The following is a 23,929-nucleotide window of genomic DNA, read 5'->3' on the forward strand; positions in this document are numbered from 1 at the left end:
TGTCACCGGGCGGAACGACCGAGCAGAGTTACCCGGGTGCATCGAATCAGAATCACAGCAACGCTGCTGGTGGGGATTGCTGTCACAGCTGTCTCCGGCTGCGTGTCGGTGGAACCCTCGAAGAGAACCGTCGCGCCACGCTCCGGGGCCGGCAGACCCGTCCAGGACGTGGCACCCCAGATCGTGCAGCCGCCCGTCCGGGACTCCCTCGAGGCCCTGCCGGATCCCGTGACGTCCGTACGGGCCGTTCCCCCGGGAGCTCCCTCCCCGGCCCGGAGAACGACGCCACGGGCCCCACGGCAGTACGAACCGGCCGGCACCCCGAGCGTGCGGACACCTCGCCGGGTGGCCGCCGTTCCGCGCGCGGCGCTCCCCGCCGTGCCGGGCTCCGTCGTCACCGGGAGCGACGTCTGCAGACTCGGGCGTGGGTACGGGCGCTGGCCGGCGGGCAGCCCGCAGTCCCTCATCTGCGACGAGACATACGGCCGCTGAGCCGCGAAGGCCCGTACGGGGCGGGCCCGCCGGATCATGGGCGGGCCCGCACCTCACTCCCCCGCGGCGCTGCCCCGCATCCTCTGCTCCAGGCGTCCGATGGCGGCACGGACGCCCCCGCCGTATCCGTCGTCCCCGAGCACGCCGGCGGCGTCCCACGCCCGGTCCAGATGGATCCGGGCGGACTCGGGGCGCTGGAGCTTGAGGTAGTCCGCCGCGAGATTGAGGTGCAGGGAGGGGAAGAAGGCCCGGACCGCGGTCGCGTCCCGGTGCTCCGCGACCGGCTCGCCGCTCAGCCCTTCCGCGGCTGTCAGCGCCCGGAGGTCCCACGCGAGCTCGTCGCCGGGATCGTCCTGGGTGTCGGCCATGTAGTGCGCGAGGGTGCAGCGGTGGAGGGCATCGCCCTCCTCGCCGATCTCCGACCAGATGGCCCCGAAGCGATTGCGGGCCTCTTCCCTGTCGCCTCCGTGCAGCAGCATGATCGCCTGGCCGATCCTGGTCATGACGGCGTCCTTCGACGCCTCCTGCTGCTCCGCCACCGCGGTCTCCCTGGTCAGCCCGTCCAGCCCGTTCCGGTCGGTCGAACGCTAGCCGCAGCCGCCGGGAAACCCGCTCAGGCGCGGACCGGAACTGCCGACCGGGTCGACCCTCACCCCAGGTCCGGGATGCGCCAGTCGATGGCCTCGTGGCCCTGGGCGGCGATCGCCTCGTTGATCTGGGTGAAGGGGCGGGAGCCGAACCACTTCTTCGCGGAGAGCGGCGAGGGGTGCGCGCCCTTCACCACCACGTGGCGCTCCTGGTCGATCAGCGGGATCTTCTTCTGCGCGTAGTTGCCCCAGAGGACGAACACCGCGGGGTCGGGCCGCTCGGAGACGGCGCGGATCACCGCGTCCGTCACCTTCTCCCAGCCCTTGGCCTTGTGCGAATTGGCCTCGCCGCCGCGCACCGTCAGCACCGCGTTGAGCAGGAGGACGCCCTGCTCGGCCCACGGCATCAGGTATCCGTTGTCCGGGACCGGCAGGCCGAGCTCGTCGTTCATCTCCTTGTAGATGTTGCGCAGCGAAGGGGGCGTCCTGACGCCGGGCCGCACCGAGAAGCAGAGCCCGTGGCCCTGACCCTCGCCGTGGTACGGGTCCTGGCCGAGGATGAGCACCTTGACCCGGTCGTACGGGGTGGCGTCCAGGGCGGCGAAGACCTCTTCGCGCGGCGGATACACCGGCCCCCTGGCCCGCTCCTCCTCGACGAATTCCGTGAGCTCCTTGAAGTACGGCTTCTGCAGCTCTTCGTCGAGGACGCCGCGCCAGGATTCGGGCAGCAGGTCGGTGTCGGTCACGTCCACAACCTCCGGTACACAATCGGTTCTTGACCACAGAACCTACCGGGGGCCACTGACAACGGCCGCCCCGAGCCCTACCAGCTGGCCTTGCGGTACAGCTCCCACATCTGCATGACCGTCTGCGGGTCCAGGGCGCGCTCGCCGCCGCCGATGTCCTCACCGGCCGCCACGTACAGCTTGCCCTGCCACAGCGGCAGCAGCCGGACATCCTCGACGAGGATCTCCTGGGCCTTCTTGAACTGCGCGGCAACGGCTCCGCGGTCGCTCTCCTGGCGGGACGAGGCCAGCTGCTGATCGATCTCCGCGGTCAGGTAGGGCGTCCCGGTGACGCTGTCCTTGCCGACGAACGGGGCGATGAAGTTGTCCGGGTCCGGGAAGTCGGGGAACCAGCCACGGCCGAAGACCGGGTACTCGCCCTTGGTGAAGCCCTCCTGGAAGGTCTTCCACGGCGCGCTCTTCAGAGTGATCTTGAACAGACCCGAGTCCTCGAGCTGGCGCTTGATCTCGGCGAACTCGGGGGCGGTGGAGGAGCCGTAGCGGTCCGTGGTGAACCAGAACGTCATCTCGACCGGCTCGTTGATCCCCGCCTCGGTGAGGATCTCCTTGGCCTTGGTCTTGTTCGCGTCACCGAAGGCGTCGAAGAAGCTCGTGGTGTGGCCGGCGATGCCCTTGGGGACCATGGAGTACAGCGGCTCCGCGGTTCCCTGGTAGACCTTGGCGACCAGGGCGTCACGGTTCACCAGCTGCGCGATGGCCCGCCGGACAGCGGGCTTGCCTGCGGCCGGGTCCTTGGGGTTGAAGACCAGGAAGCGGATGTCGGCGCCGACGGTCTCGACGATCTGCAGACCGGCGTTGTCCTTCTTGTTGTCCTCGAGGCCGACGACCTCCTCGGCGGTCAGACCGCGGTAGGTGGCGTCGATCTCCTTCTTCTTCAGGGCATCCACCATGGGGGCGGAGTCCTTGAAGTAGCGGATGGTGACGGCGGTGTTCTTGCGGTTGGCGAAGCCCTTGTAGTCGGGGTTCTTCGTCAGCTCGGCCTTGTTCCCGGGCTCGTACGACTCCAGGACGTACGGCCCGGACCCGGTGACCTTCCCGTCGTCACGGATCTTGTCCGCGGGGTACTCACTGGGTGCGACGAGCGACATCGCCGGAGTCGCCAGGATGAACGGGAAGGTCGCGTCCGCCTTGCTGAGGTGGAAGATGACCGTGTCGTCGCCCTTGGTCTCCACCCGGTCGAGGGAGCCGAGCAGACCGGCCGGGCCGCCCTTGACCTTGATCTTCACGATCCGGTCGATGGAGTACTTGACGGCCTCGGCGTTGATCGCCTCGCCGTTGGAGAACTTCAGGCCCTTACGGAGCTTGCACCGGTAGGCCATGCTCGTGGAATCGGTGAACTGGCAGTCCTCCGCCGCGTCGGGCTCGGGGCTCATCGTGCCGGTGGGAAAGCTCACCAGGGTCTGGAAAACGTTCCTCATCAGCTCCCAGGAGCCGTCCCAGGCCGCTGCCGGATCGAGTGTCGAGGGCGAACTCGTCGTCCCGACTGCTATCTGCTGGTCGGTTTCCGAACTGCTGTCGGACAGCAAACCGCAGCCGGCCAGCAGAGAAAGAGATGCAAGGGCTGCAGCAGCCTGCAGACTGGCCCGGTAGAACACGTGAACGCTCCTCGATCAGCCATGGGTCGGCAGACCATACCGCAGCGCCCCGCCAGGTCAATCCGCTGGCCCGGCGGGGCGCTTGACTCATTCAGGGCCAAACCGGCTCAGGCCGTACTCAGGCCACGCCGGCATTCAGGAAAATACCTCCGTCGACCACGAGAGTCTGCCCCGTGATCCAGTCGGACTGCGCGGAGGTGAGGAAGGCCGCGGCCCCTCCGATGTCCTCCGGAACTCCGAGCCTGCCGAGCGGGTAGGCGGCTGCCGCCTCCGCCTCCCGGCCCTCGTAGAGCGCCTCGGCGAACTTGGTCTTGACCACGGCCGGAGCGATCGCGTTGACCCGGACGACCGGCGCGAACTCGTGCGCCAGCTGGAGGGTCAGGTTGACCATGGCGGCCTTGCTCATCCCGTAGGCGCCGATGAAGGGCGACGCGGAGACACCGGCGACGGAGGCGATGTTCACGATCGCCCCGCCGTTGTCCTTCTGCCAGGCCTTCCAGGTCTGCTGGGCGAAGCCGAGCGCCGAGATCACATTGGTCTCGTACACCTTGCGGGCGACGTTGAGGTCGAGCTCGGCCATCGGGCCGAAGACCGGATTCGTACCCGCGTTGTTGATCAGGTAGTCGACCCGGCCGAACGCCTCCATGGCGCGCTCGACCGCTGCCGCCTGATGGGCCTCGTCGTGGGCCTTGCCCGCGATGCCGATCGCCCGGTCGGCCCCGAGCCTCTCGACGGCTTCCTTGAGGGCGTCCTCGCCACGGCCCGTGATGACGACACGGTCGCCCCGGGCGACGAGCGCCTCGGCGACGCCGTAGCCGATGCCCCGGCTCGCACCCGTGATGAGTGCGACCTTGCCACTGTCCTGCACAGTCATGATGTCCGTTGCCCTTCCGGGGTCAGTTGAGCGGTCCGCCGGCGACGTACATGACCTGACCGGAGACGAAGCCCGCGTCGTCGCCCGTGAAGAAGGCGATGGCGTTGGCGATGTCCTCGGGCCACCCCACGCGCTGCACGGGGATCTGGGTGGCTGCCGCGGCCTGGAACTCCTCGAAGCCCATGCCGACGCGGGCCGCCGTCTGGGCGGTCATCTCCGTGACGATGAAGCCGGGGGCGACGGCGTTGGCGGTGACGCCGAACTTGCCGAGCTCCTTGGCGAGGGTCTTCGTGAAGCCCTGCAGACCGGCCTTCACGGCAGAGTAGTTGGCCTGACCCCGGTTGCCGAGGGCCGAGGAGGAGGACAGCGAGACGATGCGGCCGAACTTGGCCCCCACCATGTGCGACTGGACGGCCTTCGCCATCAGGAACGCACCCTTGAGGTGGACGTTCATGACGAGGTCCCAGTCGGCCTCGCTCATCTTGAAGAGCAGGTTGTCGCGGAGCACGCCCGCGTTGTTGACGAGGATCGTCGGGGCGCCGAGCTCGGCGGCGACGCGCGCGACGGCGGCTTCCACCTGGGCGCTGTCCGACACATCGCAGCCGACGGCGAGGGCGGTGCCCCCGGCGGCGGTGATCTTCTCGACCGTGTCCTTGCAGGCCGCCTCGTCGAGGTCGAGTACGGCGACGGCGCGGCCCTCGGCCGCCAGGCGTACGGCGGTGGCGGCGCCAATGCCCCGCGCCGCTCCCGTCACGATGGCGACGCGCTGCTCGGTGGTGGACATGCTTGGTTCTCCTCGCCCTTGGATCGCGGCTCAGCGGACGTCAGGAAGTTCCCGATAACTGAGCAACCGCTTAGTACCTTCAGCAGACGAGACGCTAGAAGCCCTGGCACCCGGTGTCAACGGCCCACGGGGGCAGGGGCGCATGTCACACCGGAAGGCGCCGCTGCCTGACCCGTCGCAGGCGGCGCCACGGGCCGCGGGCTCAGCGCACCAGGAGGTCGAGCAGCCGCTCGACCTCGGCCTCCGGGTCCGTGGTGAGACCGCTGTGGACGGCGCCCGGCTGGACCACCGTGGAGCGCGGGGCGATCAGCCAGCGAAAGCGCCGCCCCGCGTCGTCACCGGCTGCCTGACCCGCGGCGTCACCACCGCAGCAGACTCCCTCGACCGCGCGCAGGGCGGCCCGGACGCCCACCACGTCGGCGTGCGGATCCAGGGCCTTCAGCTTGTGCTCGTCCAGATGCGTGCGCGCCGCGACGAAGGACTTCGCCCGGCAGTACACCAGCACGCCCGCGTTGAAGCACTCGCCTCGCTCGACCCGCGGAACGACGCGCAGCAGCGCGTACTCGAAAACAGTGCGCTCGGTCATCGGCCGCCGTCCTTGCTGCTCTGTCCGGCGTCCGCCTGCTCCGCGCGGACCTCACCGGTGGGGTGCGGCCGCGGCGCGAGGCGCTCGGTGAGCCAGCCCGGGGCCTGGGAGGCCCGTGTCTTCGTGGGCTCCTCCATCGTGATCCGCTCGTGGACACTTCCGGCGCGTGCCAGCAGCGGCGCCACGTACGCCCGGCGCAGCTGGTCCGTCGAGTCGAAGCCGGGTTCGCCCGCCAGCCACTCCTCGGGCACGTCGGCGACCACTTCGGTCAGCAGTTCCTCGGTGACGAGCGGGGCCAGCTCGGCGGCCGCGGCCGCGATATCCGGTCCGAACCGGGCGAGGACATGGTCGGATGCGTTGTACGGCTTGGCTGCCGACGCCTGCGCTCCCGGCCAGTTGTGGTGCCAGATCATCGTGGCCCCGTGGTCGATGAGCCAGAGATCGCCGTGCCAGACCAGCAGGTTGGGGTTCCGCCACGAGCGGTCCACGTTGTTGATCAGCGCGTCGAACCAGACGACCCGGCCGGCTTCCGCCGGGTCCACCTCGTAGGCGAGCGGATCGAAGCCGAGCGAGCCGGGCAGATAGTCCATGCCCAGGTTCAGTCCGCCGCTCGCCTTGAGGAGCTCCTGCACCTCCTGGTCCGGCTCCGCGAGCCCGATGACGGGATCGAGCTGGATGGTCACCAGTTCGGGGACCCGCAGCCCCAGCCGCCTGCCGAGCTCCCCGCAGATGATCTCCGCAACGAGGGTCTTGCGCCCCTGCCCTGCGCCGGTGAACTTCATGACGTACGTGCCGAGGTCGTCGGCTTCGACGATCCCGGGGAGCGATCCACCCTCACGCAGGGGCGTGACGTAGCGGGTCGCGGTGACTTCGGTCAGCATTTCCCCAGGCTATACGGCGCCACTCCTTACAGATCCACGGACCGGGGTCGGTCACCGCGGTGGCTTCGTTGCAGCACGCTTTCTTCAGGTTTCTGAATTGCATCGCCCACCCGCCGCAAGGTGGCCGCAGCCTCTTATCCGGCTGTTTCCGGGACGTTGTAAGGAAACACGACCCCCGCAGAGGTTCCAGCCTTTTTCACGGATCCTTCTTGTTCACCGTGAGTGTGGGCGTGGGCGAATACCCAATCGCACCCCGGTCAACCGACCCGTCCGTCACCAGACGAGGACCCCGCCGCCCTCGGCTTTGGCTCGCACGGCGGCAGCAAAGATGTTGTCGAACCGCGCGGTGATGTAATCGGCGCCGTAGCCGCTCAGTTCAGCAAGCCGATCGAAGTGAGGGCGTATCACTTCGCCTTCGGCAAGGAAGTCGTCGACCTCGGCCGGTTCCACGTAGAGGTCACTCCCGTCCAACTGGGGGAAGAACCGCGCCCCCAGAGCCCGGACGGCTTCGGATCCCCACAGGCGGCTGCGGGTGCTCTCGAATCCGGCCATGGTGTCGGCGTACTCGGGATCCTCCAGGAGGTCGCGTTTGCCGTCGGCGTCGTAGACGTAGGTGTGCACAAGGAGAGTCATGCGCCGATTCTCGGACGCAGGGCCACCCGAAGTCGAACGCATTGCCCTGCCGATTCCCGCCCCGGACGCACGAAAGCCCCGCCCTCTAGAAGTTCGGCGGATTCCTGCGCAACTTACGTCGTTCCCATCGGTTGGGGTGGCGGATGACCACTCCGGCCATGCCGCCGGCCCCGGTCAGCCGGATCAGCGGAGTTCCCCGGAGCCTGTCGGGGGTGGTCCTGTCCGTCAAGCCGCCGACACCGGGGTCCATGCCGCTGGTGTCCGCGCCCCAAGCGTCGGGGATGACGATCGTGACACCGGCCATCTCGCCGTACGCCTCCACCGCGACCTCGGTGAGGCGGCACTGGACCCTGGTGAAGTCCACCTTCACACCGCCCCAGCCTCCGCGAGCGATCACGTGCCCGGGCACCTCCCAGCGTCCGGAGCCCCGAGACACGCCATGCATGCCGCCCCTGAGCACGAGCGGCGACTGCACCTCGGAGTTCGGCCTCGGCAAGTCAGCTGTCAGTACGGCCAACTCACCATAGGTCTTGGCCTTCAGCGCCACCTCCAGGCGCGAGCCCAGCTCGTCGAGATCGATTCGCCCCTCGGCTGCAGCATCGCGCAGCTGCTCCACCACCGCTTCTCGGTCGTCATGAGAGGCTCGAAGCTCGCCTGCGGGACCAGGGCGCGGCGAGGGCTCCGGAAGCTCGGCAGTCATGGCGCAAGAATAGGGGAACAAGCAGCCACCGTACCGGGGCTGCACATCCGAAACGGGCCCTGGCGGCGATGCCGAGGGCCGCACCGGCGGCAGACGGCCGGCTGGTCCTTGAGGAAGGGGCCCCACGACACGAGATCTCGCTGCTAAAGCGCTGAAGGCCCCGGGGCGGAGACATGAAGCAGACCGTTCCCCGAGGCCGCCGACCTCTACCGCCCGGGCACCGGGCGGTCCTTCGGAGGAAGCCGGGGGGCCGTCCTGGCCGACCGCTTACGGTCCCGTGACATGCCGGTCCGGAGGCGGATGATTCCGCTCCGGGCGTCCTAACGTGGGCGTATGCGTGTACTGGTCACCGGCGGCGCCGGGTTCATCGGTTCGGAGATCGTGCGGACACTCGTGTCGGCGGGGCACGAGGCGGTGGTGTTCGACGCCCTGCTCCCCTCGGCGCACGGCGGCACCGCGGCCCCGCCCGGAGGCGACGGCCGTGACGGCGGGCTGATCGTGGCGGACGTACGTGACCGCGAGGCCGTGGGCCGTGCGCTGCGGGGGGTGGACGTGGTGTGCCACCAGGCGGCGATGGTCGGGCTGGGGAAGGATTTCGCCGACGCCCCGGAGTACGTCGGTTGCAATGACCTGGGAACAGCGGTGCTGCTTGCCGAGATGGCCGCGGCCGGGGTGCGGAGCCTGGTGCTCGCCGGTTCGATGGTGGTCTACGGGGAGGGCCGCTACACCTGTCCGAGTCATGGCGGGGTCCGGCCGGGCCCACGGGCGGAGGCCGACCTGGCGGCGGGCCGGTTCGAACCGCGCTGTCCTGACTGCGGCGCAGAGTTGGAGTCCGGGCTGGTCGCGGAGGACGCTCCCGCCGACCCGCGCAACGTGTACGCGGCGACCAAGCTCGCCCAGGAACACCTCGCCGCTGCCTGGGCGCGCGCGACGGGCGGACGCGCGATGTCGCTGCGCTACCACAACGTGTACGGACCGGGGATGCCGCGGGACACCCCGTACGCGGGTGTCGCCTCCTTCTTCCGTTCGGCCCTGGCCCGGGGCGAGTCGCCCCGTGTCTTCGAGGACGGCGGCCAGCGGCGGGACTTCATCCATGTACGGGACGTGGCCGCGGCGAACGCGGTGGCGCTGGAGGCGGTCACGGGACGCGGGCCGGGCAGTTTCGCCGCGTACAACACCGGGAGCGGACAGCCGCACACCATCGGTGAGATGGCCGCCGTGCTGGCTTCGGCGCACGGAGGCCCGGAGCCGGTGACCACCGGTGAGTACCGGCTCGGGGACGTACGTCATGTCACGGCGGACTCGCGACGCCTGCGGGAGGAACTGGGCTGGAAGCCGGAGGTCGGGTTCGCCGAGGGCATGGCCCGGTTCGCGGCGGCGCCCCTGCGGGAGGCGGCCGCGGGTCTGTCCGTCTGAGGTCCGTCCGAGGCTCACGCCACCGGCAGGGTCACCTCGAAGCAGCAGCCGCCGGTCACGTTGCGGACCTCCGCCCGGCCGGCGTGCGCCTCGACGATCCCCCGCACGATGGCGAGCCCGAGTCCCGCGCCGGCCGGTGGTGTACGGGCATGGCTGCCGCGCCAGCCCGTGTCGAAGACCCTGGGCAGGTCCTCCTCCGGGATGCCGCCGCAACCGTCGGTCACCGAGAGGACCACCCCGCCGTCCGTGCGTTGCGCGGCCACGGCGACGGTGCCGTCGGCGGGGGTTCGGCGGATCGCGTTGATCAGGAGGTTGCCCAGGACCCGGTTCATCTCCTTGCCGTCGACCTCGACGGGCACCGCCTCGATCCGGTCGCCGACCAGCCGCACACCGTGCTCGCGGGCCAGCGGGTCCGCGCCGGCGAGCGCGTCACCCACCAGGTCGTAGACGGAGATCCGCGTGGGGCTCAGGGTGAGTGAGCCGGCATGGATGCGGGAGAGTTCGAAGAGGTCGCCGACCATGTCATTCATCCGCTCCACCTCGGTGCGTATCTGCCGCAGATAGCGCCCGGAGTCGACGGCCATGCCGTCCTCCAGCGCCTCGGACATGGCACGCAGCCCGGCGAGCGGGGTGCGCAGGTCGTGCGAGATCCAGGCAACGAGCTCACGCCGCGAGGTCTCCAGGGCACGCTCCCGCTCGCGTGAACTGTCGAGCTTGGCACTGGTGGCGGCCAGTTCACGGGTGAGAGCGGCGAGTTCGGCCGTGGCAGGGGCCTCGGGGGCCGCGAAGGTGCCGCCGTCGCCGAAGGAGCGGGCGGCGAGGGTCAGATCGCGGCTCCTCGCCGCCACCCAGCGGCCCAGCAGCATCGCGGTGACGAGCGAGACGACGGCGGCCATGGCGAGGACCGTCGTGACCACCGTCAGGTCGTGCGGCGACAGGAACATCGCCCAGGCGACGGCCAGTGTCCCGGCAAGCATGGCGGTGACGGCCACGGCGGCCACGACGGTCAGCGACACGACGAGCGAACGGTGCCGGGACAGCCGCAGTACGAGTGCGCCGAGCAGTCCGGCGGCGGCGGCGCCCAGGAAGGCGAGGAGCGCGATGAGGAGGATGTCGGTCATGACGGTGTTCCGGAGCCGGAGCCGATGGAGGCGGTGGTGGCAGTGGTGGCGGTGGTGGCGGCAGGGTCCGGGGGGAGGTCCAGGCGGTAGCCGACACCCCAGACCGTGCGGATCAGCTCCGGGCGGGCCGGATCGGCCTCGACCTTCCCGCGCAGACGGCGGACGTGGACGGTCACGGTCGACAGGTCCCCGAAGTCCCAGCCCCAGACCGCGCGCATCAGCTCCTCCCGGGTGAACACCTGCCCCGGGTGGCGCAGGAGGAAGGCGAGCAGGTCGAACTCCCGCAGGGTGAGGGCCAGCGCACGGCCCTCCCACGTCGCGCGTCTGGCCGCGGGGTCGAGGACGAGACCGGCGCCTTCGAGCAGCGCGGAGCGGCCGCCGGCGGTCGCGACCGCCCGGACGCGGCGCAGTACGGAGTCGACGCGCAGGACGAGTTCGCGGGGGCTGAAGGGCTTGGTCACGTAGTCGTCCGCCCCCGTCTCCAGACCGAGGATGCGGTCGTCCTCGTCGCCGCGCGCGGTGAGCATGATGACGGGCACCGGTCCCTGTGCCCGCATGCGGCGGCACACCTCGAAGCCGTCCATCCCGGGCAGCATCAGGTCCAGGACGGCCAGGTCGGGGCGACGTGCGGCGTACTGCTCGAGCGCGGCCGGCCCGTCCGACGCCCGGGCCACCTCGTATCCGGCACCGGTCAGGTATCCGGCGACCACCTCCGCGACGGTGGGGTCGTCGTCCACGACGAGTACGTGGCCGCGGGCTCCCGCTTCCGTACCGGTGGCCGAGGGCTTCTCCTCCGCCGGAGGCCCCCCGCCTGCGGGGACGGACGGCGGGGTGTCCGGAGTCGTCTGCATGTCTCCACCTTGGCATCCGCGGCGCGGAGCGGGGGACGCCCGTGTGCCGCTGCCGGGCGACGTCCACGTTTCGTAAGAATCTGGAACCCGAATTGTCCGTTTTCGCTCCGTAGGGTGATCCGCGTGACCCTTCCTTCCGATACTTCCGCCCTCCGTGCAGACATCGTCCTGCCGTGTCTGGACGAGGCCGCCGCGCTGCCCGGGGTGCTGGCCTCGGTCCCCCGTGGCTGGCGGGCGATCGTCGTGGACAACGGCTCCACCGACGGCTCGGCCGAGCTGGCCCGGTCCCTCGGCGCGACCGTGGTGCACGAACCCCGGCGCGGGTTCGGCGCGGCCTGTCAGGCCGGTCTTCTCGCCTCCGAGGCGGAGTTCGTCTGCTTCTGCGACTGCGACGGTTCGCTGGATCCCGGGCTGCTGCCAGGCTTCGTCCGCCGGGTCGCCGACGGGGAGAGCGATCTGCTGCTCGGCCGCCGCCGTCCCGAGGAGCGCGGCGCCTGGCCGCTGCACGCGCGGGCGGGCAACGCGGCGCTGGCCCGCATGCTGCGCCGCCGCACGGGACTGCGGCTGCACGACCTGGGGCCGATGCGCGCCGCGCGCCGGACCGATCTGCTGGCGCTCGATCTCACCGACCGGCGCAGCGGCTACCCGCTGCAGATGGTCGTGCGCGCGGCCGACGCGGGATTGCGCGTCACCGAGACGGACGTCCCGTACGTGGCGCGGACGGGAAAGTCCAAGGTCACCGGCACCTGGCTGGGCACCTGGCACGCGGTGCGCGACATGCGCGCCGTGCTGAGTGAGCCACCGGTCCGCGCGGGGGCCTCCCGATGAGGGCATCCGAGCCCGGCGCCGGCCCTTCGGCGCCGGCCGGGTCGACGACCCTGCTGGTCATCGCGAAGGAGCCGCTGCCCGGCCGGGTCAAGACCCGGCTCACTCCACCCTTCTCGCCCGTCGAGGCCGCACGGCTCGCCGAGGCCGCCCTCGGCGACACCCTGCGCACCGTCGGCGCACTGCCCGCCGCGCGGCGGGCGGTCGTCCTGGACGGGGCGCCCGGACCATGGCTGCCGCCCGGCATCGAGGTGGTGGCACAGGGCTCGGGAGGGCTCGACGAACGGCTCGCCGCCGCGTTCGGCGCCTGCACGGGGCCGACGCTCCTGATCGGCATGGACACCCCGCAGGTCACCGCGGCCGATCTGGCCCCCGTACTGTCGCTCGGCGCCTGGGACGGCTGCGACGCCTGGTTCGGCCCTGCCGAGGACGGCGGTTTCTGGGCGCTGGGCCTGGCCGATCCCGATCCCGAACTCCTGCGCGGTGTACCGATGTCCGTACCCGAGACCGGTGCCGTGCAGCGGCGCAGGCTGGTGGATGCCGGGCTGACCGTTCGCGAACTTCCCCGGCTGCGGGACGTGGACACGGCAGCCGATGCCGCCGCGGTCGCCGCCCTCGCGCCGTACGGGCGGTTCGCCGCCGAGCTCGCCCGGCTGACCGGAACGGCGGTCCGATGACCCGCACAACCCCGGACGGCAGCCCGAAGAGCCGCACCACCCCGGACGGCGGGGTGACGATCCCGTCGCGACCGGACGTCACCTCATGGGGCACCGACCCGTACGCCAATGCCCTGCGCAACGGACACGGGCCGCTCTTCCTGCGCCGTACGGACGGCTGGCTGCTGCCGCTGGACGTCGAACGCTGGTGCGCCGACGCGGACGCCGCGGACCTCTCGGCGCTGCGGCGGTGCGAGGGCCCCGTCCTGGACATCGGGTGCGGGCCCGGGCGTCTCGTCGCCGCGCTGGCGGCCCGCGGCCACCGCGCACTCGGCATCGACGTCAGCGAGGCCGCGGTCGACCGCACCCTGCGGCTCGGAGCTGCCGCCCTGCACCGGTCCGTCTTCGAACCGCTGCCGGGCGAGGGGCGTTGGGGCACCGTTCTCCTCGTCGACGGCAACATCGGTATCGGAGGCGATCCGCGACAGCTGCTGCACCGCACGGCGGACCTGCTCGCCCCGGGCGGACTCCTCATCGCCGAGACCGCGCCGCAGGACATCGACGAACGGGTCCGGGTACATCTGGACGACGGACGCGCCTCGGGCCCCGGACCGGCACGGACCGCACCGTTCCCCTGGGCCCGGCTCGGCACACCCGCGCTGATGAGGTACGCCCGCCCCCACGGGCTGCACTGCGTCGCTCAGTGGGACGCGGCCGGCCGCTCCTTCGTCTCCCTGCGACGCAGCCGGACCGTCCGGACCACGAGCCAGAGCCCGGACACCAGGAACAGCGCGGCCGTGATCAGCAGCCAGTTCCCCAGGAACACATCGGGGGACAGACCGCTGGCCGGCTCGTAGCGCTCCGCCTGCCGGGTGATCAGCGGGAACCACACCAGCAGCAGCAGTCCGGAGAGGAACGCCGGCACGCGGACGAAGTTCACCGGGACGGAACGCGGGCGGAGGGTCCTGCGCAGCAGCAGGTCCGCCGACGCGTAGACGGGAACCAGCACCAGGTCGTGCACGAGGGCCGCGCCGACGAACCAGACGATGACGCCGAGGGTGTCCCCCTCCAGCAGCCGTACACCGGCGTATCCGGCCAGGGCGAAGGATGCGGCCATCAGGACGAGGTGCAGTGGCCCCTCCCCGTACCAACGCCGCAGGAGGGTGCGGGGGTCCGTTCTGTTCACAGCTCTCCGAAGGTCAGCCGGGTCACCCATTTGGTGTTGAGCACGCCGGGTGCGGCCGGGACGATGGTCCGTGCCGGGTATCCGTGATCGAGGGACAGTTCCTCGCCGTTGACCTGCATCGCCAGCAGCGAACGCGGGTCCCGTACCTGGTTGTCGCGGAGCGCCGCCAGGCGGAACGGCCCGCTGCGCTGGACCGATTCGACCAGCACGCCCGGTGGCCGGTCCGGGTACCCGGCGAGCGCCGCCAGATCCCTCAGCCGTACGCCGCGCCACCACTGGTCCGAGGTGGACCAGCCCTCCACACACGCGATCGGAAGCGCCGCACTGTGCTGGTCCATGGCCAGGAGCTGCTCCCGGGTGAGCCGGAGGTCACCGGCCGGCCCGCTGACGGTGAGCCACCAGCCCTCCCCCGTATCGGCCGTGGTGACACCCACCGCGGCGGCCGTCTTGTTGATCTGGAAGCCGTTGGGTCCGGAGCCCGGCTCGGCGGCACCGTGCGGGGTGAGCACCGCGAGACGCCTCAACGGCCCGTCGAAGCTCCGCCCGGCCGAGGTGACCAGCAGGACCGCTGAGCCGGCACCCACCATGGCCAGCGCGCCGCGCCGGGACAGGGTCGGCGCGGCGGGAGCGGGAGCCTCCAGCCGATCACCCCGGACCGGCCCGCTCAGTCCGCCGGACCGCAGTACCCGAACGGCCTGCGGCACCCGCAACCCCGCATGAGCGAGGAACGCGGCGAAGAACACCCACGCCCCGTAGAAGTGCAGCGGGTAGAAGGAGCCCGGGAACAGGTACTCCAGCTGGATGTTGAGCAGACCGGTGAGGAATTCGAACAGCGCGCCGCCCACGAGCAGCAGCAGCGAGATCCGCTCCAGCGCGTGCCCGAGGGAGCGGGCCGGCGGCATTGCGAAGAGCCTGGGGACCACCGACCAGAGTTTCGCCAGGAGGACCGGTACGAGCACGATCCCCACGGTGACGTGGAGCCCCTGCGTCAGCCGGTACAGCCAGTGCGGACCGGTCGGCCAGGCGAAGAGGTAGAAGCCGAGCAGCCCCTTGCCGGGCGTCTTGTCGTTGACCGGATCCAGGTCCGGGTTGTACGCGGCGTACGACAACAGGCCCGTCACGAAGAGCAGCGTGATCCCGACGAGCAGGACGAGGCCGAGCACCGCGGTGAACCGCACTCCCCGTACGGGACTGCGCCAGAACCCGGGCGCCGAGGGGAGCCGTCCGGGGATCGTCGCGGCACGGCCGGAGAGGAGCCGGGAAAGGGAAGCGGGAGGTGTCGGACCGTTCCGACGGCTGTCGCCCATGTCCCGACGCTATGCCCGCGGGACCTGGGCGGGGCGGGTGCGACTCCTGACGAAACGATGACGTCACCCCTGGGACGTACGGGCCCGGCACCCTGCCTCTCCCGCCGAAAGCCCCACCGGAGCAGCCCGGAATCTGACGGTTCGGTGACGCGCCCCGCCGGCACCCGTCACCGCCGCCCCGCCGTGCGTACGGTGCCTGCGTGAAGACCGAGGACCGTACCGAGCACACCACCGAGCCGATGCCCGCACGGCGCTCCGGGCACCGCCGCGACCTGGCGGCCGCCGGCGCGGGCATCGTGCTGGTCACCGCCGCCGTGCTCGTCGGCCACGCCATCGAGAACGCCGACCACACCCTCTACGTCCGCTGGGCGCCCCTGCTGGCGACCTGGTACCCGCACGTCGGCCCCGGCACGGTGGCCGCTCCCGCCGTCGCCGTGGCCGTCGTCGCGTACGGCCCTGTCCTCGCCGGCCGGATGCGCTGGCGAGCCCTGCTCCTCAGTTGCTACGGCGCCGCTCTCGCCTGGGTCTTCTCGCTCGCGCTGATCGACGGCTGGGAGCGTGGCATCGCCGCACGTCTCACCACGAAGCACGAGTACCTCAGGGTCATCGGCCGCTTCGACGACATCGGCGCGGCCCTGCGGGGCTTCAACGACCACATCCTGATCGGACCGCCGGGCAACTGGCCCGCCCATGTCGCAGGACACCCGCCGGGCGCCACCCTCACCTTCGTCCTGCTGGACCGCATCGGGCTCGGCGGCGGCGCCTGGGCCGGGGTCTGGTGCATCGTGACCGGTGCCTCCGCTGGGTTGGCCGCCCTGATCGCCGTCCGCGCCCTGGCGGACGAGCACACCGCCCGCCGCGCCGCCCCGTTCATCGTCCTCGCGCCGGTCGCGGTCTGGGCCGGTACCTCGGCCGACGGCTACTTCACCGCGGTGGCCGCGTGGTCCGTCACCCTGCTCGCCCTGGCCGCGACCCGCTCGGTCCGCAGCCCCGCAGCCGCCGCGCTGGGTGCGGGCCTGCTGTACGGCCTGGTCTGCTACCTCAGTTACGGTCTGACGCTGATCGCAGTCCTGCTCCTCGCCGTCCTCGTGCTGACGCGCACCGCCCGGCCGCTCGCCCTGTTCGTACTGGGAGCGCTGGCCGTGCCGGCCGCCTTCACGCTCGCGGGCTTCAACTGGTGGGAGGCGTACCGCCTGCTCGTCGATCGCTACTACCAGGGGGCGGGGGGACTCCGGCCGTACTCCTACTGGGTCTGGGCGAACCTCGCCTGCACCGCGATCGCCGTCGGACCTGCGACGCTCGCGGGCCTGCGCCGGACAGCGGAGGGGGTCCCCGGAGCCGTGCGCACCCTGCGAACCGGGACGACGGATTCGCCGCAGCGCCTGGTCCTGTTCGTGTCGGCGGCGTTCCTCGCGCTGCTGGCCGCCGACCTGTCGGGAATGAGCAAGGCGGAGACGGAACGGATCTGGCAGCCCTTCATCCTCTGGCTGCTCCCCGCCACCGCCCTCCTGCCCGTACCGGGCCGACGCGGCTGGCTGGCCGCACAGGCAGTCGTGGCCCTGACGGTCAACCACGTGTTCTGGACCGGATGGTAGGCGCGGGGCCGGACCGTGCGCGGCACGTCCGCACGTCCGCACATCCGCTTGTCGTGGCGGGGGTGCCCATCCCTCCCCGCAAGGCTTGCCATCACCCTCATGTTTACGCAAACATGTGCAGGGCAGGGATTCCGGCCGCCGCGCGCCGGATCGCTCGCGCACCCCCTTGAGCACAGGAGCAGCAGCACATGTCCGTTCTTCAGATCGACGACGGCGGATTCCGACTCGACGGCGAACCCTTCCGGGTCCTGTCCGGTGGGCTGCACTACTTCCGGGTCCATCCGGCGCAGTGGGCAGACCGACTCCGCAAGGCCCGCCTCATGGGCCTCAACACCGTCGAGACGTATGTCCCCTGGAACCTCCACCAGCCGCGTCCGGACCGGTTCCACATGGACGGCGGACTCGACCTGCCCGCCTTCCTCGGCCTCGCCGCCGCCGAGGGCCTCCACGTCCTGCTCCGCCCCGGGCCCTACATCTGCGCCGAGTGGGAGGGCGGCGGCCTGCCCTCCTGGCTCCTGGAGCAGCCCGACATCCGCCTGCGCACCCGCGACCCCCGCTATCTCGCCGCGGTCGACGACTACTTCACCCGGCTCCTCACCCCTCTCCAGCCCTACTTCGCCACCCGTGGCGGACCGGTACTCGCCGTGCAGGTGGAGAACGAGTACGGGGCGTACGGCGACGACTCCGCCTACCTGGAGCACCTCGCCGACTCGCTCCGCCGCTGCGGTGTCGACGTGCCGCTGTTCACCTGCGACCAGCCCGCGGACCTGGAGCGTGGCGGGTTGCCGGGGGTCCTCGCCACAGCCAACTTCGGCAGCCGCTCCACCCAGAACCTCGCGGCCCTGCGCGCACACCGGCCGACCGGACCGCTGCTGTCCACGGAGTTCTGGATCGGCTGGTTCGACCGCTGGGGCGGCCACCACGTGGTCCGCGACCCGGGCCAGGCAGCCCAGGAGCTGGACGAGGCGCTGGCGGCAGGGGCCTCGGTGAACCTCTACATGTTCCACGGCGGTACGAACTTCGGCTTCACCAACGGCGCCAACGACAAGCACACCTACCGGCCGACCGTCACCTCCTACGACTACGACGCACCCCTCGACGAAGCCGGTGACCCCACCGAGAAGTTCACCGCATTCCGCGAGGTCATCGCCAAGTACGCGCCGGTCCCCGCCGAGCCTGTTCCCGCGCGCGCGGACAAACTCGCCCTGACAGCAGTGGCGTTGAACGAGAGCGCCGGCCTGCTCGACCGGGCCCCGAGCCTCGGTGACGCCGTCGAGTCCCTGAATCCGCTGACGATGGAGCAGCTCCGGCAGGACTTCGGATTCGTCCTCTACGAGACGGTCCTGCCGGCCGCCGGACCCGCCCTGCTCGAACTCGAGCAGGTCCGCGACCGCGCCCAGGTCTTCCTCGACGGCCGGAGCGTCGGGGTCCTGGAGCGGGAGAACCACGAGCACGCCCTCTCCTTCACCGTGCCGCGTGCGGGCTGCGTCCTCAGCCTGCTCGTCGAGAACCAGGGCCGCGTCAACTACGGGCCGGGCATCCACGACCGCAAGGGGCTGCCCGGCAAGGTCGTGCTGGACGACACGGAGCTCGTCGGCTGGACCAACCGGCCGCTGCCGCTGACCTCGCTCGACGGGCTGGGCTTCACCGCCACCACCACAGCGCCGACGGGTCCGACCTTCCACCGCGGGACCTTCGAACTCGCCGGGACGGCGGACACGTTCCTGCACCTCGACGGCTGGACCAAGGGCAACGCGTGGATCAACGGTTTCGCACTGGGCCGCTACTGGTCCCGCGGGCCCCAGCGGTCCTTGTACGTACCCGCGCCGGTGCTTCACGAGGGCACCAACGAGATCGTCGTGCTCGAACTGCACGCAGCCCACCGCGCCCGTACCGTCGACTTCCGGGAGACCCACGATCTCGGCCCCACCGACGAGTAGAAGCAGGTTCCAGCACCCGGACGGGCGGGCACCGGCCTCGAGCCGGTGCCCGCCCGTCCGGCGGTCCACCCCTATCCGCCCGACGCGCCGCGGAAGGTCCACGACTGGTTGCTGCCCGTCGTGGGCCGGTGGACGCCGACGGGGGCTCCGTCGCTCGTGGCGGCTCCGGTGACGTCGAGGAGCAAGCCGGTGGCCCTGTTGATCAGCGTGGCGCGGCCGTCACCGGTGGTGGAGCGGATCCACTGCTGCTCGGTCGAGGATCCGGGCGACGCGAAGCGGAGCACGCCCCCCGACACGGAAAGGGCCTTGCCCGTCCCGATGTTGGTGACACGGTACGCCGCGGTGTTGCCCCAGTCCGCCGGGGCCGACTTGGTGAAGGTCCACTGCTGCGCGGCATCGGCGGGGTCGGCGGTGCGCTGCACGGGTGTGGCCGTGCCGCTGACCGAGCCGACGGCGAGCGCCATACCGCTGTGGTCGGCGACCAGTTGGCGGGGTGCACCGATGGGGGCCGTGGTGGCAGCGGTGTTCACTCCGGCGACTCCCGGCAGGACGAACGTGGTGACGGATCCGGCGCCGACGGTGGCCTTCAGGCTCCTGCCCGCCGTGGCCACGTCCCTCTCACGCTGCAGGTTCTTGGTGGCGTCGGTGGTGTAGCGCTCGACGGGGGCACTGCCGACGCTACGGAATCCGCTCAGGTCGAGCGTGATGTCCTGGTCCGCCCCCGTGGTGTTGGTGTGGACGACGACGGCCCCCTGTCCCCCCGGGCGCAGTGCGGCCAGGGTGTGGGCGTCGTCGGTGTTGATGACGCGGGCACCCGGCCGGACGAAGCGGCTGTAGTTGGCCATCGCCCAGTACTTCTTGTTCTTGCGCAGCGGTTCGGTCGCCGCGTCGGCCGGGGTGAAGTCCGTCTGGATCAGGCCCCAGTTGGAGTTCTCGTGGGCGGGGGTCATGTTCTCGTAGTCCTCGACCGCCTGCCACAGCACCCATGCCCGGGGTTCCAGCTCCCGTATGTCGTCGTTGATGCGACCGGCCAGGTCCAGTGCGGGCCTCATGTCGGTGAAGCTCTGCGGGACGCTGCCGCCGACGTCCACCTCGGACATCCACAGGGGGGTGGCCTCGCCCTTGGCTATGTCGCGCACACCGGTGCGGCCGTTCGTCCCGTACGTGTGCGTGTTGAGCCGGCCGACGGCGTCGCGGACGCCGGGTGCGTACGCCTCCCAGTTGGAGCGGAACAACCCGGGATTCGTCTCGTCCATCGCGGCGACAGAGGTGGTCACGCCCTTCGCGTCCAGGTCGGCTCGGAGGGCGGAGATCATGCGGGCCTGCGAGGCCTGATCCCAGTGCGATCCCTCCTGGCCACCGCCGGCGTGCCAGTAGCCGGTGTTCGGCTCGTTGACCGGTGAGACGGAGTCGAACGTCACGCCGGTGGAGTCCTGCGCGCGCTGGAGGGCACCGGACAGATAGGCGGCGAACCTGTCGAACTGATCGGCGCGGAGATTGTCCTGCGAGCCGTCCACGGCGCCGGAGACGAGCCCGCTGTTGGTCATGAAGTAGGGCGCGGAGTTCGAGAACGCTTCGAAGGTCTGCGCGCCGCGGGCCTTGGCCGCGGTGAGCCACCATCGCTGGTTGGCGTCCGCGTTCGCGTTCCAGTGGTCCGGGTCGGCCGGGTCCCACCAGCCCGGCGACTCCGGTCCCGGCCGGTTCCAGTAGCCGGGGACCGCCGCTCCGGCACGCATGTAGGGAGCGGTGTCGGGGCTGTCGCCGCCGCCGATGTTGTAGCGGGCGATGGTGAACCCGAGCCCGCCCGGGCCGTAGAGGTCGTCGGCCAACCGGTTGCGCTGGGCGTCGGGCCAGCCGCCGGTGACGTTGGCGAACCACGCGAGGGCTGTCCCCCACCCCTGGAACGACGGCTGCTGGTAGCTGGGGTCGAGACGGACCGTCAGCGCCGCGGCCCGCGTTTCGGTCGCGGTGGCCCGGGGTGCGGTGAGACCGGTCGCGGCGACGGCGACGGCGACGCCGGTGACGGCGAGTGCCGCGGCAGGACCGCGTAAGCCGGAGCGGTGGCGGGGACGGGGCACTGACTGCTTGCGGGTGGGAACCACGTGCTACTCCCTGATGAGTGGGGGTGATGGGTGCGGTGGCCGGGCGGATCCCGATGGCGCTGCGGTGCGTGGGCATGCCGGGGCGCGCCCCGCGCCGACCGGGTGAGGGACGCGGGGGAAGGCTCGAGGGAGGGCCCGGCGCCGGTCAGGCTGCCGTGCGGCGCCACTTCTGGTTGTCGCCGGTGTTGCAGGCCCACTGAGCAAGAGCGGTGCCGTCGGACGTCGACTGGTTCACCACGTCCAGGCACTTGCCGCTGTGGCGGGCGACCAACCGGACGTAACCCGCGCTGTCCGTCGTCTGGACCTGCCATTGCTGGGACGTCCGGCCGTTGCACGGGTTCTGGACGGCGAACGCACCGTCCGCAGTCGAAGCGCCGCTCACGTCAAGGCACTTGCCGCTGTGCCTGGCCATGATCTGGACATGCCCCGTACCGAGATCCTTGATCCAGAAGTGCTGGTTGACGCCCGCGCCGCAGCCCCACTGGACCAACGGCGCCGCATCGCTCATCGCGAAGTCGGCCACATCGGCGCACCTGCCGCTGTGACGTGCCGTCAGCGTCTCCCAGGTCGCGTTCATGCCTGCGACGGTCCCGGTGGTGGTGTCCACGGTGATGTTCGGGGAGTAGTCCATGGTCATGGTCGTGCCGGTGGGGAACGTCAGCGGCAGCCAGACGTACCGGGAGTCGTTCACCGTGCCGCCCATGGAGTTGCCCCAGCGGTCGCCCATGTAGAGGTAGCTCGTGCCCTCGGTGCCCTGGACCGGCAGTACGTAGGCGGTCTGGCTGCGGTAGGCGGTGGAGTCCCCTATGTCCTTCAGACCGCTCCAGGCGCCCGTCATGCTCGTGGCGGTGCCGTACTTCTGCTGGTTCGGGGACCATCCCGTGGCCCCCGAGGTCAGCAGGAAGTAGACACCGTTCCGCTTGAACACCGCGGGCGCCTCTCGCGACTGTCCCGCCCAGAGCTTCTGCACCTGGGACTCCACAGCGGTGTAGTCCGAGGTCAGCCTGTACACGTGCAGGTCTGCGTTCTCGTTGGCTGCCGAGATCATGTAGCCGGCGCCGTCGGTGTCGACGAAGGTCGTGATGTCGCGGGACATGTGGCCGAGCGGGCGGAAACTGCCGCGCCACGTGTAGTCACCGTCCACCGTGGAGGAGACGGCGACCGCGGCCCGTGCCTCGCCGTAGTCGGTGGAGCTCTCCTTGTGCATCCACATCACGAACTGGCCGGTGTCGCTGTTGTACATGACTTTGGGCCGCTCGATGTTGGCGGACTCGAGCTCCGGGTCGGTGGCCTGGGTGAGGACGTGGTGGCGGAACTCCCACGTCTTCAGGTCGGTGGAACGGTAGGCGGAGACGTACCGGAAGCTGTTGTCGGCGTTCCGGTTCTCGCCGAACCAGTAGTAGTACTGGCCCACCTTGACGACCCCGCCGCCGTGGGCGTGCACGGGGTCACCGTTCGGATCGCTGAACTGCGTCGCGTTGGCGATGGTCACCGGGGCGGCCTGGGCGGTGCCGGCAACGCCGAGCAGTGCCATGAGGAGGGCGGACAGGACGGCAAAGACCCTTGCCGTACCTGGATTCCTGTGTCGCGTCATCACGTACCTCTTGCTGTCGGTCGGGCAGGGGATCGCGCTTCGGGCGCGAAGGAGGCCGATCGGTGGGGGGAGCGCGGTCGTACGTCGGTCTGCGCCGGAGGGGATCCGAGGGCAGCGGCCGGGGACGAGCAGGAAGGGGCACCGCCGTGTCGGGCCGAGACGTCACCCCCGAGATGTTTGCGTAAACACCTGTGCTGTGGAGAGAGTTTGGAAGCAGCCCCGGAGCCTGTCAAGGACCTGGACAGGAACTCCTGCCGGTTGGCCCGTCAACGGTGTTTGCGTCAACACGCGCACGTGGACCCATGCCACTGTCGGTGAGGGGTTGCCCGGACGGGGGCGGGACAGCCCCGACGGTCCGGCACCACCTCCGGCCCCACCGGGTCCGGTGAGGGCGCACGCCGCGGTCTCAGGCGTCGGGGGGAGTGCCGCGGCGGGACCCGTCGTCCTGGTGCGCGACCGCGTCGGAGAGCTGCGCGCACAGGCGCTCGATCTCTTCGTGGGTGCGGTTGCGTTCGGTGACGACCGCAGTGAGGAGCAGGGCGGTGAGGGAGACCGTGCCGTTGAACGCCTGGAGGGTGACCATGTTCGTGAGGAGGTCCTGGTGGGCGAAGGGGCCGGTCATCCGCCCGGAGGCGAGGATCGCGAGCGTGGAGACCCCCAGGGCGCACGGTGCGGCTCCGGCACGTTCGAAGCGGAACGAGGCCCAGATCAGGAAGGGGAACACGAGGAAGAGCAGCGACGAGCTGCCGGCGTTGGTCGCCAGGAGCGTCACGGTCAGGGTGCACGCCGCCAGTGCCGCTGCCTCGACCCAGATCATGGGGCTGACAGCGGGTGGCCACCGGGCCCATCGGACCACGAGAAGGAAGGGGGTGACGACGAGCACGCCCATGGCATCGCCGGTCCACCACACGGACCAGGTCGGCCAGAAGCCGCTGGCCGGGAGCACCCCTGACAGCAGAAGGGTGCTGCTGCCGATGGTCGCGCTGATCAGCATGGGAGCCAGGGCGCCGAGGAAGACCAGGGCCAGTGCGTCCTGCAGACGTTCGAGGCCGTTGTGGAAACCGGCGCGGTTCAGCAGCAGGTAGGAGCAGACCGGGGCGAGGGTGTTGCCGACGACGATCGCCAGTACCGACGGGACCGTGGGGCCGATGGAGATGTTGACCGCGAGGGCGCCGACGGCGATACCGGGCCAGACCCGGGCGCCGAACAGGAGCAGGGCGGCGACCGCGATACCGGTCGGCGGCCACAGGGGCGTGACCTGGCCGCGCACCAGTTGCTGAAGCAGTCCCAGGCGGGCGGTCGCGTAGTAGAGGGCGGCGACCGCGAGGATCGTCAGAGCAGTGGCCTTGTGCCGCCTGAGTTGTGAGAAGTCCGCCACATCAGCATCAGACACCACAC

General features: G+C 70.8%; 21 protein-coding genes. 6 read left to right on the forward strand and 15 right to left on the reverse strand.

Annotation, left to right across the window (positions count from 1 at the left end; all coding sequences use genetic code 11):
• Positions 1–545 precede the first annotated feature (545 nt).
• The 9 genes from ACFQ6X_RS04980 to ACFQ6X_RS05020 all read right to left on the reverse strand — a co-directional run bounded on the left by ACFQ6X_RS04980 (position 546) and on the right by ACFQ6X_RS05020 (position 7,938).
• The gene (locus ACFQ6X_RS04980) at positions 546–1,031 is read right to left on the reverse strand and encodes a hypothetical protein (protein ID WP_383176007.1); all 486 of its coding nucleotides are present in this window, start codon (positions 1,029–1,031) and stop codon (positions 546–548) included.
• Positions 1,032–1,141: 110 nt separating this feature from the next.
• The gene (locus ACFQ6X_RS04985) at positions 1,142–1,825 is read right to left on the reverse strand and encodes a uracil-DNA glycosylase (protein ID WP_383176010.1); all 684 of its coding nucleotides are present in this window, start codon (positions 1,823–1,825) and stop codon (positions 1,142–1,144) included.
• 77 nt (positions 1,826–1,902) lie between these two features.
• Positions 1,903–3,480, reverse strand: coding sequence for an ABC transporter substrate-binding protein (locus ACFQ6X_RS04990; RefSeq protein WP_383176013.1), 1,578 nt, complete (start codon positions 3,478–3,480; stop codon positions 1,903–1,905).
• A gap of 118 nt (positions 3,481–3,598) precedes the next feature.
• Positions 3,599–4,354 carry an SDR family oxidoreductase gene (locus tag ACFQ6X_RS04995; protein ID WP_383176016.1) on the reverse strand — a complete coding sequence of 252 codons (756 nt, stop codon included), beginning with the start codon at positions 4,352–4,354 and terminating at the stop codon, positions 3,599–3,601.
• A gap of 22 nt (positions 4,355–4,376) precedes the next feature.
• Positions 4,377–5,138 carry a 3-oxoacyl-ACP reductase FabG gene (gene fabG, locus ACFQ6X_RS05000; protein WP_329213274.1) on the reverse strand — a complete coding sequence of 254 codons (762 nt, stop codon included), beginning with the start codon at positions 5,136–5,138 and terminating at the stop codon, positions 4,377–4,379.
• Positions 5,139–5,340: 202 nt separating this feature from the next.
• Positions 5,341–5,724, reverse strand: a complete 384-nt coding sequence (locus ACFQ6X_RS05005; protein ID WP_383176019.1) for a DUF3037 domain-containing protein — start codon at positions 5,722–5,724, stop codon at positions 5,341–5,343.
• The gene (locus ACFQ6X_RS05010) at positions 5,721–6,605 is read right to left on the reverse strand and encodes a HipA family kinase (protein WP_383176022.1); all 885 of its coding nucleotides are present in this window, start codon (positions 6,603–6,605) and stop codon (positions 5,721–5,723) included. The genes ACFQ6X_RS05005 and ACFQ6X_RS05010 overlap by 4 nt, the downstream gene beginning before the upstream one ends.
• A gap of 273 nt (positions 6,606–6,878) precedes the next feature.
• The gene (locus ACFQ6X_RS05015; protein ID WP_383176025.1) at positions 6,879–7,238 is read right to left on the reverse strand and encodes a hypothetical protein; all 360 of its coding nucleotides are present in this window, start codon (positions 7,236–7,238) and stop codon (positions 6,879–6,881) included.
• A gap of 85 nt (positions 7,239–7,323) precedes the next feature.
• A complete protein-coding gene (locus tag ACFQ6X_RS05020; protein WP_383176028.1) occupies positions 7,324–7,938 on the reverse strand; it encodes a DUF1707 domain-containing protein in 615 nt (204 codons plus the stop codon).
• A 333-nt stretch (positions 7,939–8,271) separates the two neighbouring features.
• Here ACFQ6X_RS05020 and ACFQ6X_RS05025 point away from each other — a divergent pair, with 333 nt between their 5' ends.
• Positions 8,272–9,354 (forward strand): NAD-dependent epimerase/dehydratase family protein, encoded by a 1,083-nt coding sequence (locus ACFQ6X_RS05025; RefSeq protein ID WP_383176031.1) that lies wholly within the window; start codon positions 8,272–8,274, stop codon positions 9,352–9,354.
• Positions 9,355–9,368: 14 nt separating this feature from the next.
• Here the strand turns inward: ACFQ6X_RS05025 and ACFQ6X_RS05030 are convergent, their stop codons facing one another.
• Together ACFQ6X_RS05030 and ACFQ6X_RS05035 are read right to left on the reverse strand one after the other, a co-directional pair.
• Entirely contained in the window at positions 9,369–10,475 is a 1,107-nt protein-coding gene (locus tag ACFQ6X_RS05030; protein ID WP_383176034.1) for a sensor histidine kinase, read from the reverse strand.
• On the reverse strand, positions 10,472–11,326 hold the full coding sequence (locus ACFQ6X_RS05035; RefSeq protein ID WP_383176037.1) for a response regulator transcription factor: 855 nt from the start codon (positions 11,324–11,326) through the stop codon (positions 10,472–10,474). Before ACFQ6X_RS05035 ends, ACFQ6X_RS05030 begins: the two co-directional genes overlap by 4 nt.
• Positions 11,327–11,449: 123 nt before the next feature.
• Here ACFQ6X_RS05035 and ACFQ6X_RS05040 point away from each other — a divergent pair, with 123 nt between their 5' ends.
• From ACFQ6X_RS05040 to ACFQ6X_RS05050, 3 genes are read left to right on the forward strand one after another with little or no spacing between them, the layout of a single operon-like run.
• On the forward strand, positions 11,450–12,154 hold the full coding sequence (locus tag ACFQ6X_RS05040; RefSeq protein WP_383176040.1) for a glycosyltransferase family 2 protein: 705 nt from the start codon (positions 11,450–11,452) through the stop codon (positions 12,152–12,154).
• A complete protein-coding gene (locus ACFQ6X_RS05045) occupies positions 12,151–12,828 on the forward strand; it encodes a DUF2064 domain-containing protein (RefSeq protein WP_383176043.1) in 678 nt (225 codons plus the stop codon). Before ACFQ6X_RS05040 ends, ACFQ6X_RS05045 begins: the two co-directional genes overlap by 4 nt.
• Positions 12,825–13,664, forward strand: a complete 840-nt coding sequence (locus ACFQ6X_RS05050) for a class I SAM-dependent methyltransferase (protein ID WP_383176046.1) — start codon at positions 12,825–12,827, stop codon at positions 13,662–13,664. The genes ACFQ6X_RS05045 and ACFQ6X_RS05050 overlap by 4 nt, the downstream gene beginning before the upstream one ends.
• A 325-nt stretch (positions 13,665–13,989) precedes the next feature.
• Here the strand turns inward: ACFQ6X_RS05050 and ACFQ6X_RS05055 are convergent, their stop codons facing one another.
• On the reverse strand, positions 13,990–15,300 hold the full coding sequence (locus ACFQ6X_RS05055) for a molybdopterin-dependent oxidoreductase (RefSeq protein WP_383176049.1): 1,311 nt from the start codon (positions 15,298–15,300) through the stop codon (positions 13,990–13,992).
• A 200-nt stretch (positions 15,301–15,500) separates the two neighbouring features.
• On the opposite strand from ACFQ6X_RS05055, the gene ACFQ6X_RS05060 reads away from it, so the two are divergent.
• Positions 15,501–16,895 (forward strand): hypothetical protein, encoded by a 1,395-nt coding sequence (locus tag ACFQ6X_RS05060; RefSeq protein ID WP_383176052.1) that lies wholly within the window; start codon positions 15,501–15,503, stop codon positions 16,893–16,895.
• 188 nt (positions 16,896–17,083) lie between these two features.
• The gene (locus tag ACFQ6X_RS05065; protein ID WP_383176055.1) at positions 17,084–18,835 is read left to right on the forward strand and encodes a beta-galactosidase family protein; all 1,752 of its coding nucleotides are present in this window, start codon (positions 17,084–17,086) and stop codon (positions 18,833–18,835) included.
• 71 nt (positions 18,836–18,906) lie between these two features.
• On the opposite strand, the gene ACFQ6X_RS05070 is transcribed toward ACFQ6X_RS05065, so the two are convergent.
• The 3 genes from ACFQ6X_RS05070 to ACFQ6X_RS05080 all read right to left on the reverse strand — a co-directional run bounded on the left by ACFQ6X_RS05070 (position 18,907) and on the right by ACFQ6X_RS05080 (position 23,909).
• On the reverse strand, positions 18,907–20,937 hold the full coding sequence (locus ACFQ6X_RS05070; RefSeq protein WP_383176058.1) for a glycoside hydrolase: 2,031 nt from the start codon (positions 20,935–20,937) through the stop codon (positions 18,907–18,909).
• Positions 20,938–21,082: 145 nt separating this feature from the next.
• Positions 21,083–22,531, reverse strand: coding sequence for an RICIN domain-containing protein (locus tag ACFQ6X_RS05075; protein WP_383176061.1), 1,449 nt, complete (start codon positions 22,529–22,531; stop codon positions 21,083–21,085).
• A gap of 406 nt (positions 22,532–22,937) precedes the next feature.
• Positions 22,938–23,909 (reverse strand): MASE1 domain-containing protein, encoded by a 972-nt coding sequence (locus ACFQ6X_RS05080; RefSeq protein WP_383176064.1) that lies wholly within the window; start codon positions 23,907–23,909, stop codon positions 22,938–22,940.
• Between the last annotated feature and the right edge of the window lie 20 nt (positions 23,910–23,929).

It is taken from the genome of Streptomyces sp. NPDC056452, assembly GCF_042796085.1.
GTDB lineage: Bacteria > Actinomycetota > Actinomycetes > Streptomycetales > Streptomycetaceae > Streptomyces.

Excerpts from the sequence above, each read along its gene's own strand:
- ACFQ6X_RS04995 (WP_383176016.1), bottom strand. The coding sequence starts at position 4,354 with ATGACTGTGCAGGACAGTGGCAAGGTCGCACTCATCACGGGTGCGAGC.
- fabG (WP_329213274.1), bottom strand. The coding sequence starts at position 5,138 with ATGTCCACCACCGAGCAGCGCGTCGCCATCGTGACGGGAGCGGCGCGG.
- ACFQ6X_RS05005 (WP_383176019.1), bottom strand. The coding sequence starts at position 5,724 with ATGACCGAGCGCACTGTTTTCGAGTACGCGCTGCTGCGCGTCGTTCCG.
- ACFQ6X_RS05010 (WP_383176022.1), bottom strand. The coding sequence starts at position 6,605 with ATGCTGACCGAAGTCACCGCGACCCGCTACGTCACGCCCCTGCGTGAG.
- ACFQ6X_RS05015 (WP_383176025.1), bottom strand. The coding sequence starts at position 7,238 with ATGACTCTCCTTGTGCACACCTACGTCTACGACGCCGACGGCAAACGC.
- ACFQ6X_RS05020 (WP_383176028.1), bottom strand. The coding sequence starts at position 7,938 with ATGACTGCCGAGCTTCCGGAGCCCTCGCCGCGCCCTGGTCCCGCAGGC.
- ACFQ6X_RS05025 (WP_383176031.1), top strand. The coding sequence starts at position 8,272 with ATGCGTGTACTGGTCACCGGCGGCGCCGGGTTCATCGGTTCGGAGATC.
- ACFQ6X_RS05030 (WP_383176034.1), bottom strand. The coding sequence starts at position 10,475 with ATGACCGACATCCTCCTCATCGCGCTCCTCGCCTTCCTGGGCGCCGCC.
- ACFQ6X_RS05035 (WP_383176037.1), bottom strand. The coding sequence starts at position 11,326 with ATGCAGACGACTCCGGACACCCCGCCGTCCGTCCCCGCAGGCGGGGGG.
- ACFQ6X_RS05045 (WP_383176043.1), top strand. The coding sequence starts at position 12,151 with ATGAGGGCATCCGAGCCCGGCGCCGGCCCTTCGGCGCCGGCCGGGTCG.
- ACFQ6X_RS05050 (WP_383176046.1), top strand. The coding sequence starts at position 12,825 with ATGACCCGCACAACCCCGGACGGCAGCCCGAAGAGCCGCACCACCCCG.
- ACFQ6X_RS05055 (WP_383176049.1), bottom strand. The coding sequence starts at position 15,300 with ATGGGCGACAGCCGTCGGAACGGTCCGACACCTCCCGCTTCCCTTTCC.
- ACFQ6X_RS05065 (WP_383176055.1), top strand. The coding sequence starts at position 17,084 with ATGTCCGTTCTTCAGATCGACGACGGCGGATTCCGACTCGACGGCGAA.
- ACFQ6X_RS05075 (WP_383176061.1), bottom strand. The coding sequence starts at position 22,531 with ATGACGCGACACAGGAATCCAGGTACGGCAAGGGTCTTTGCCGTCCTG.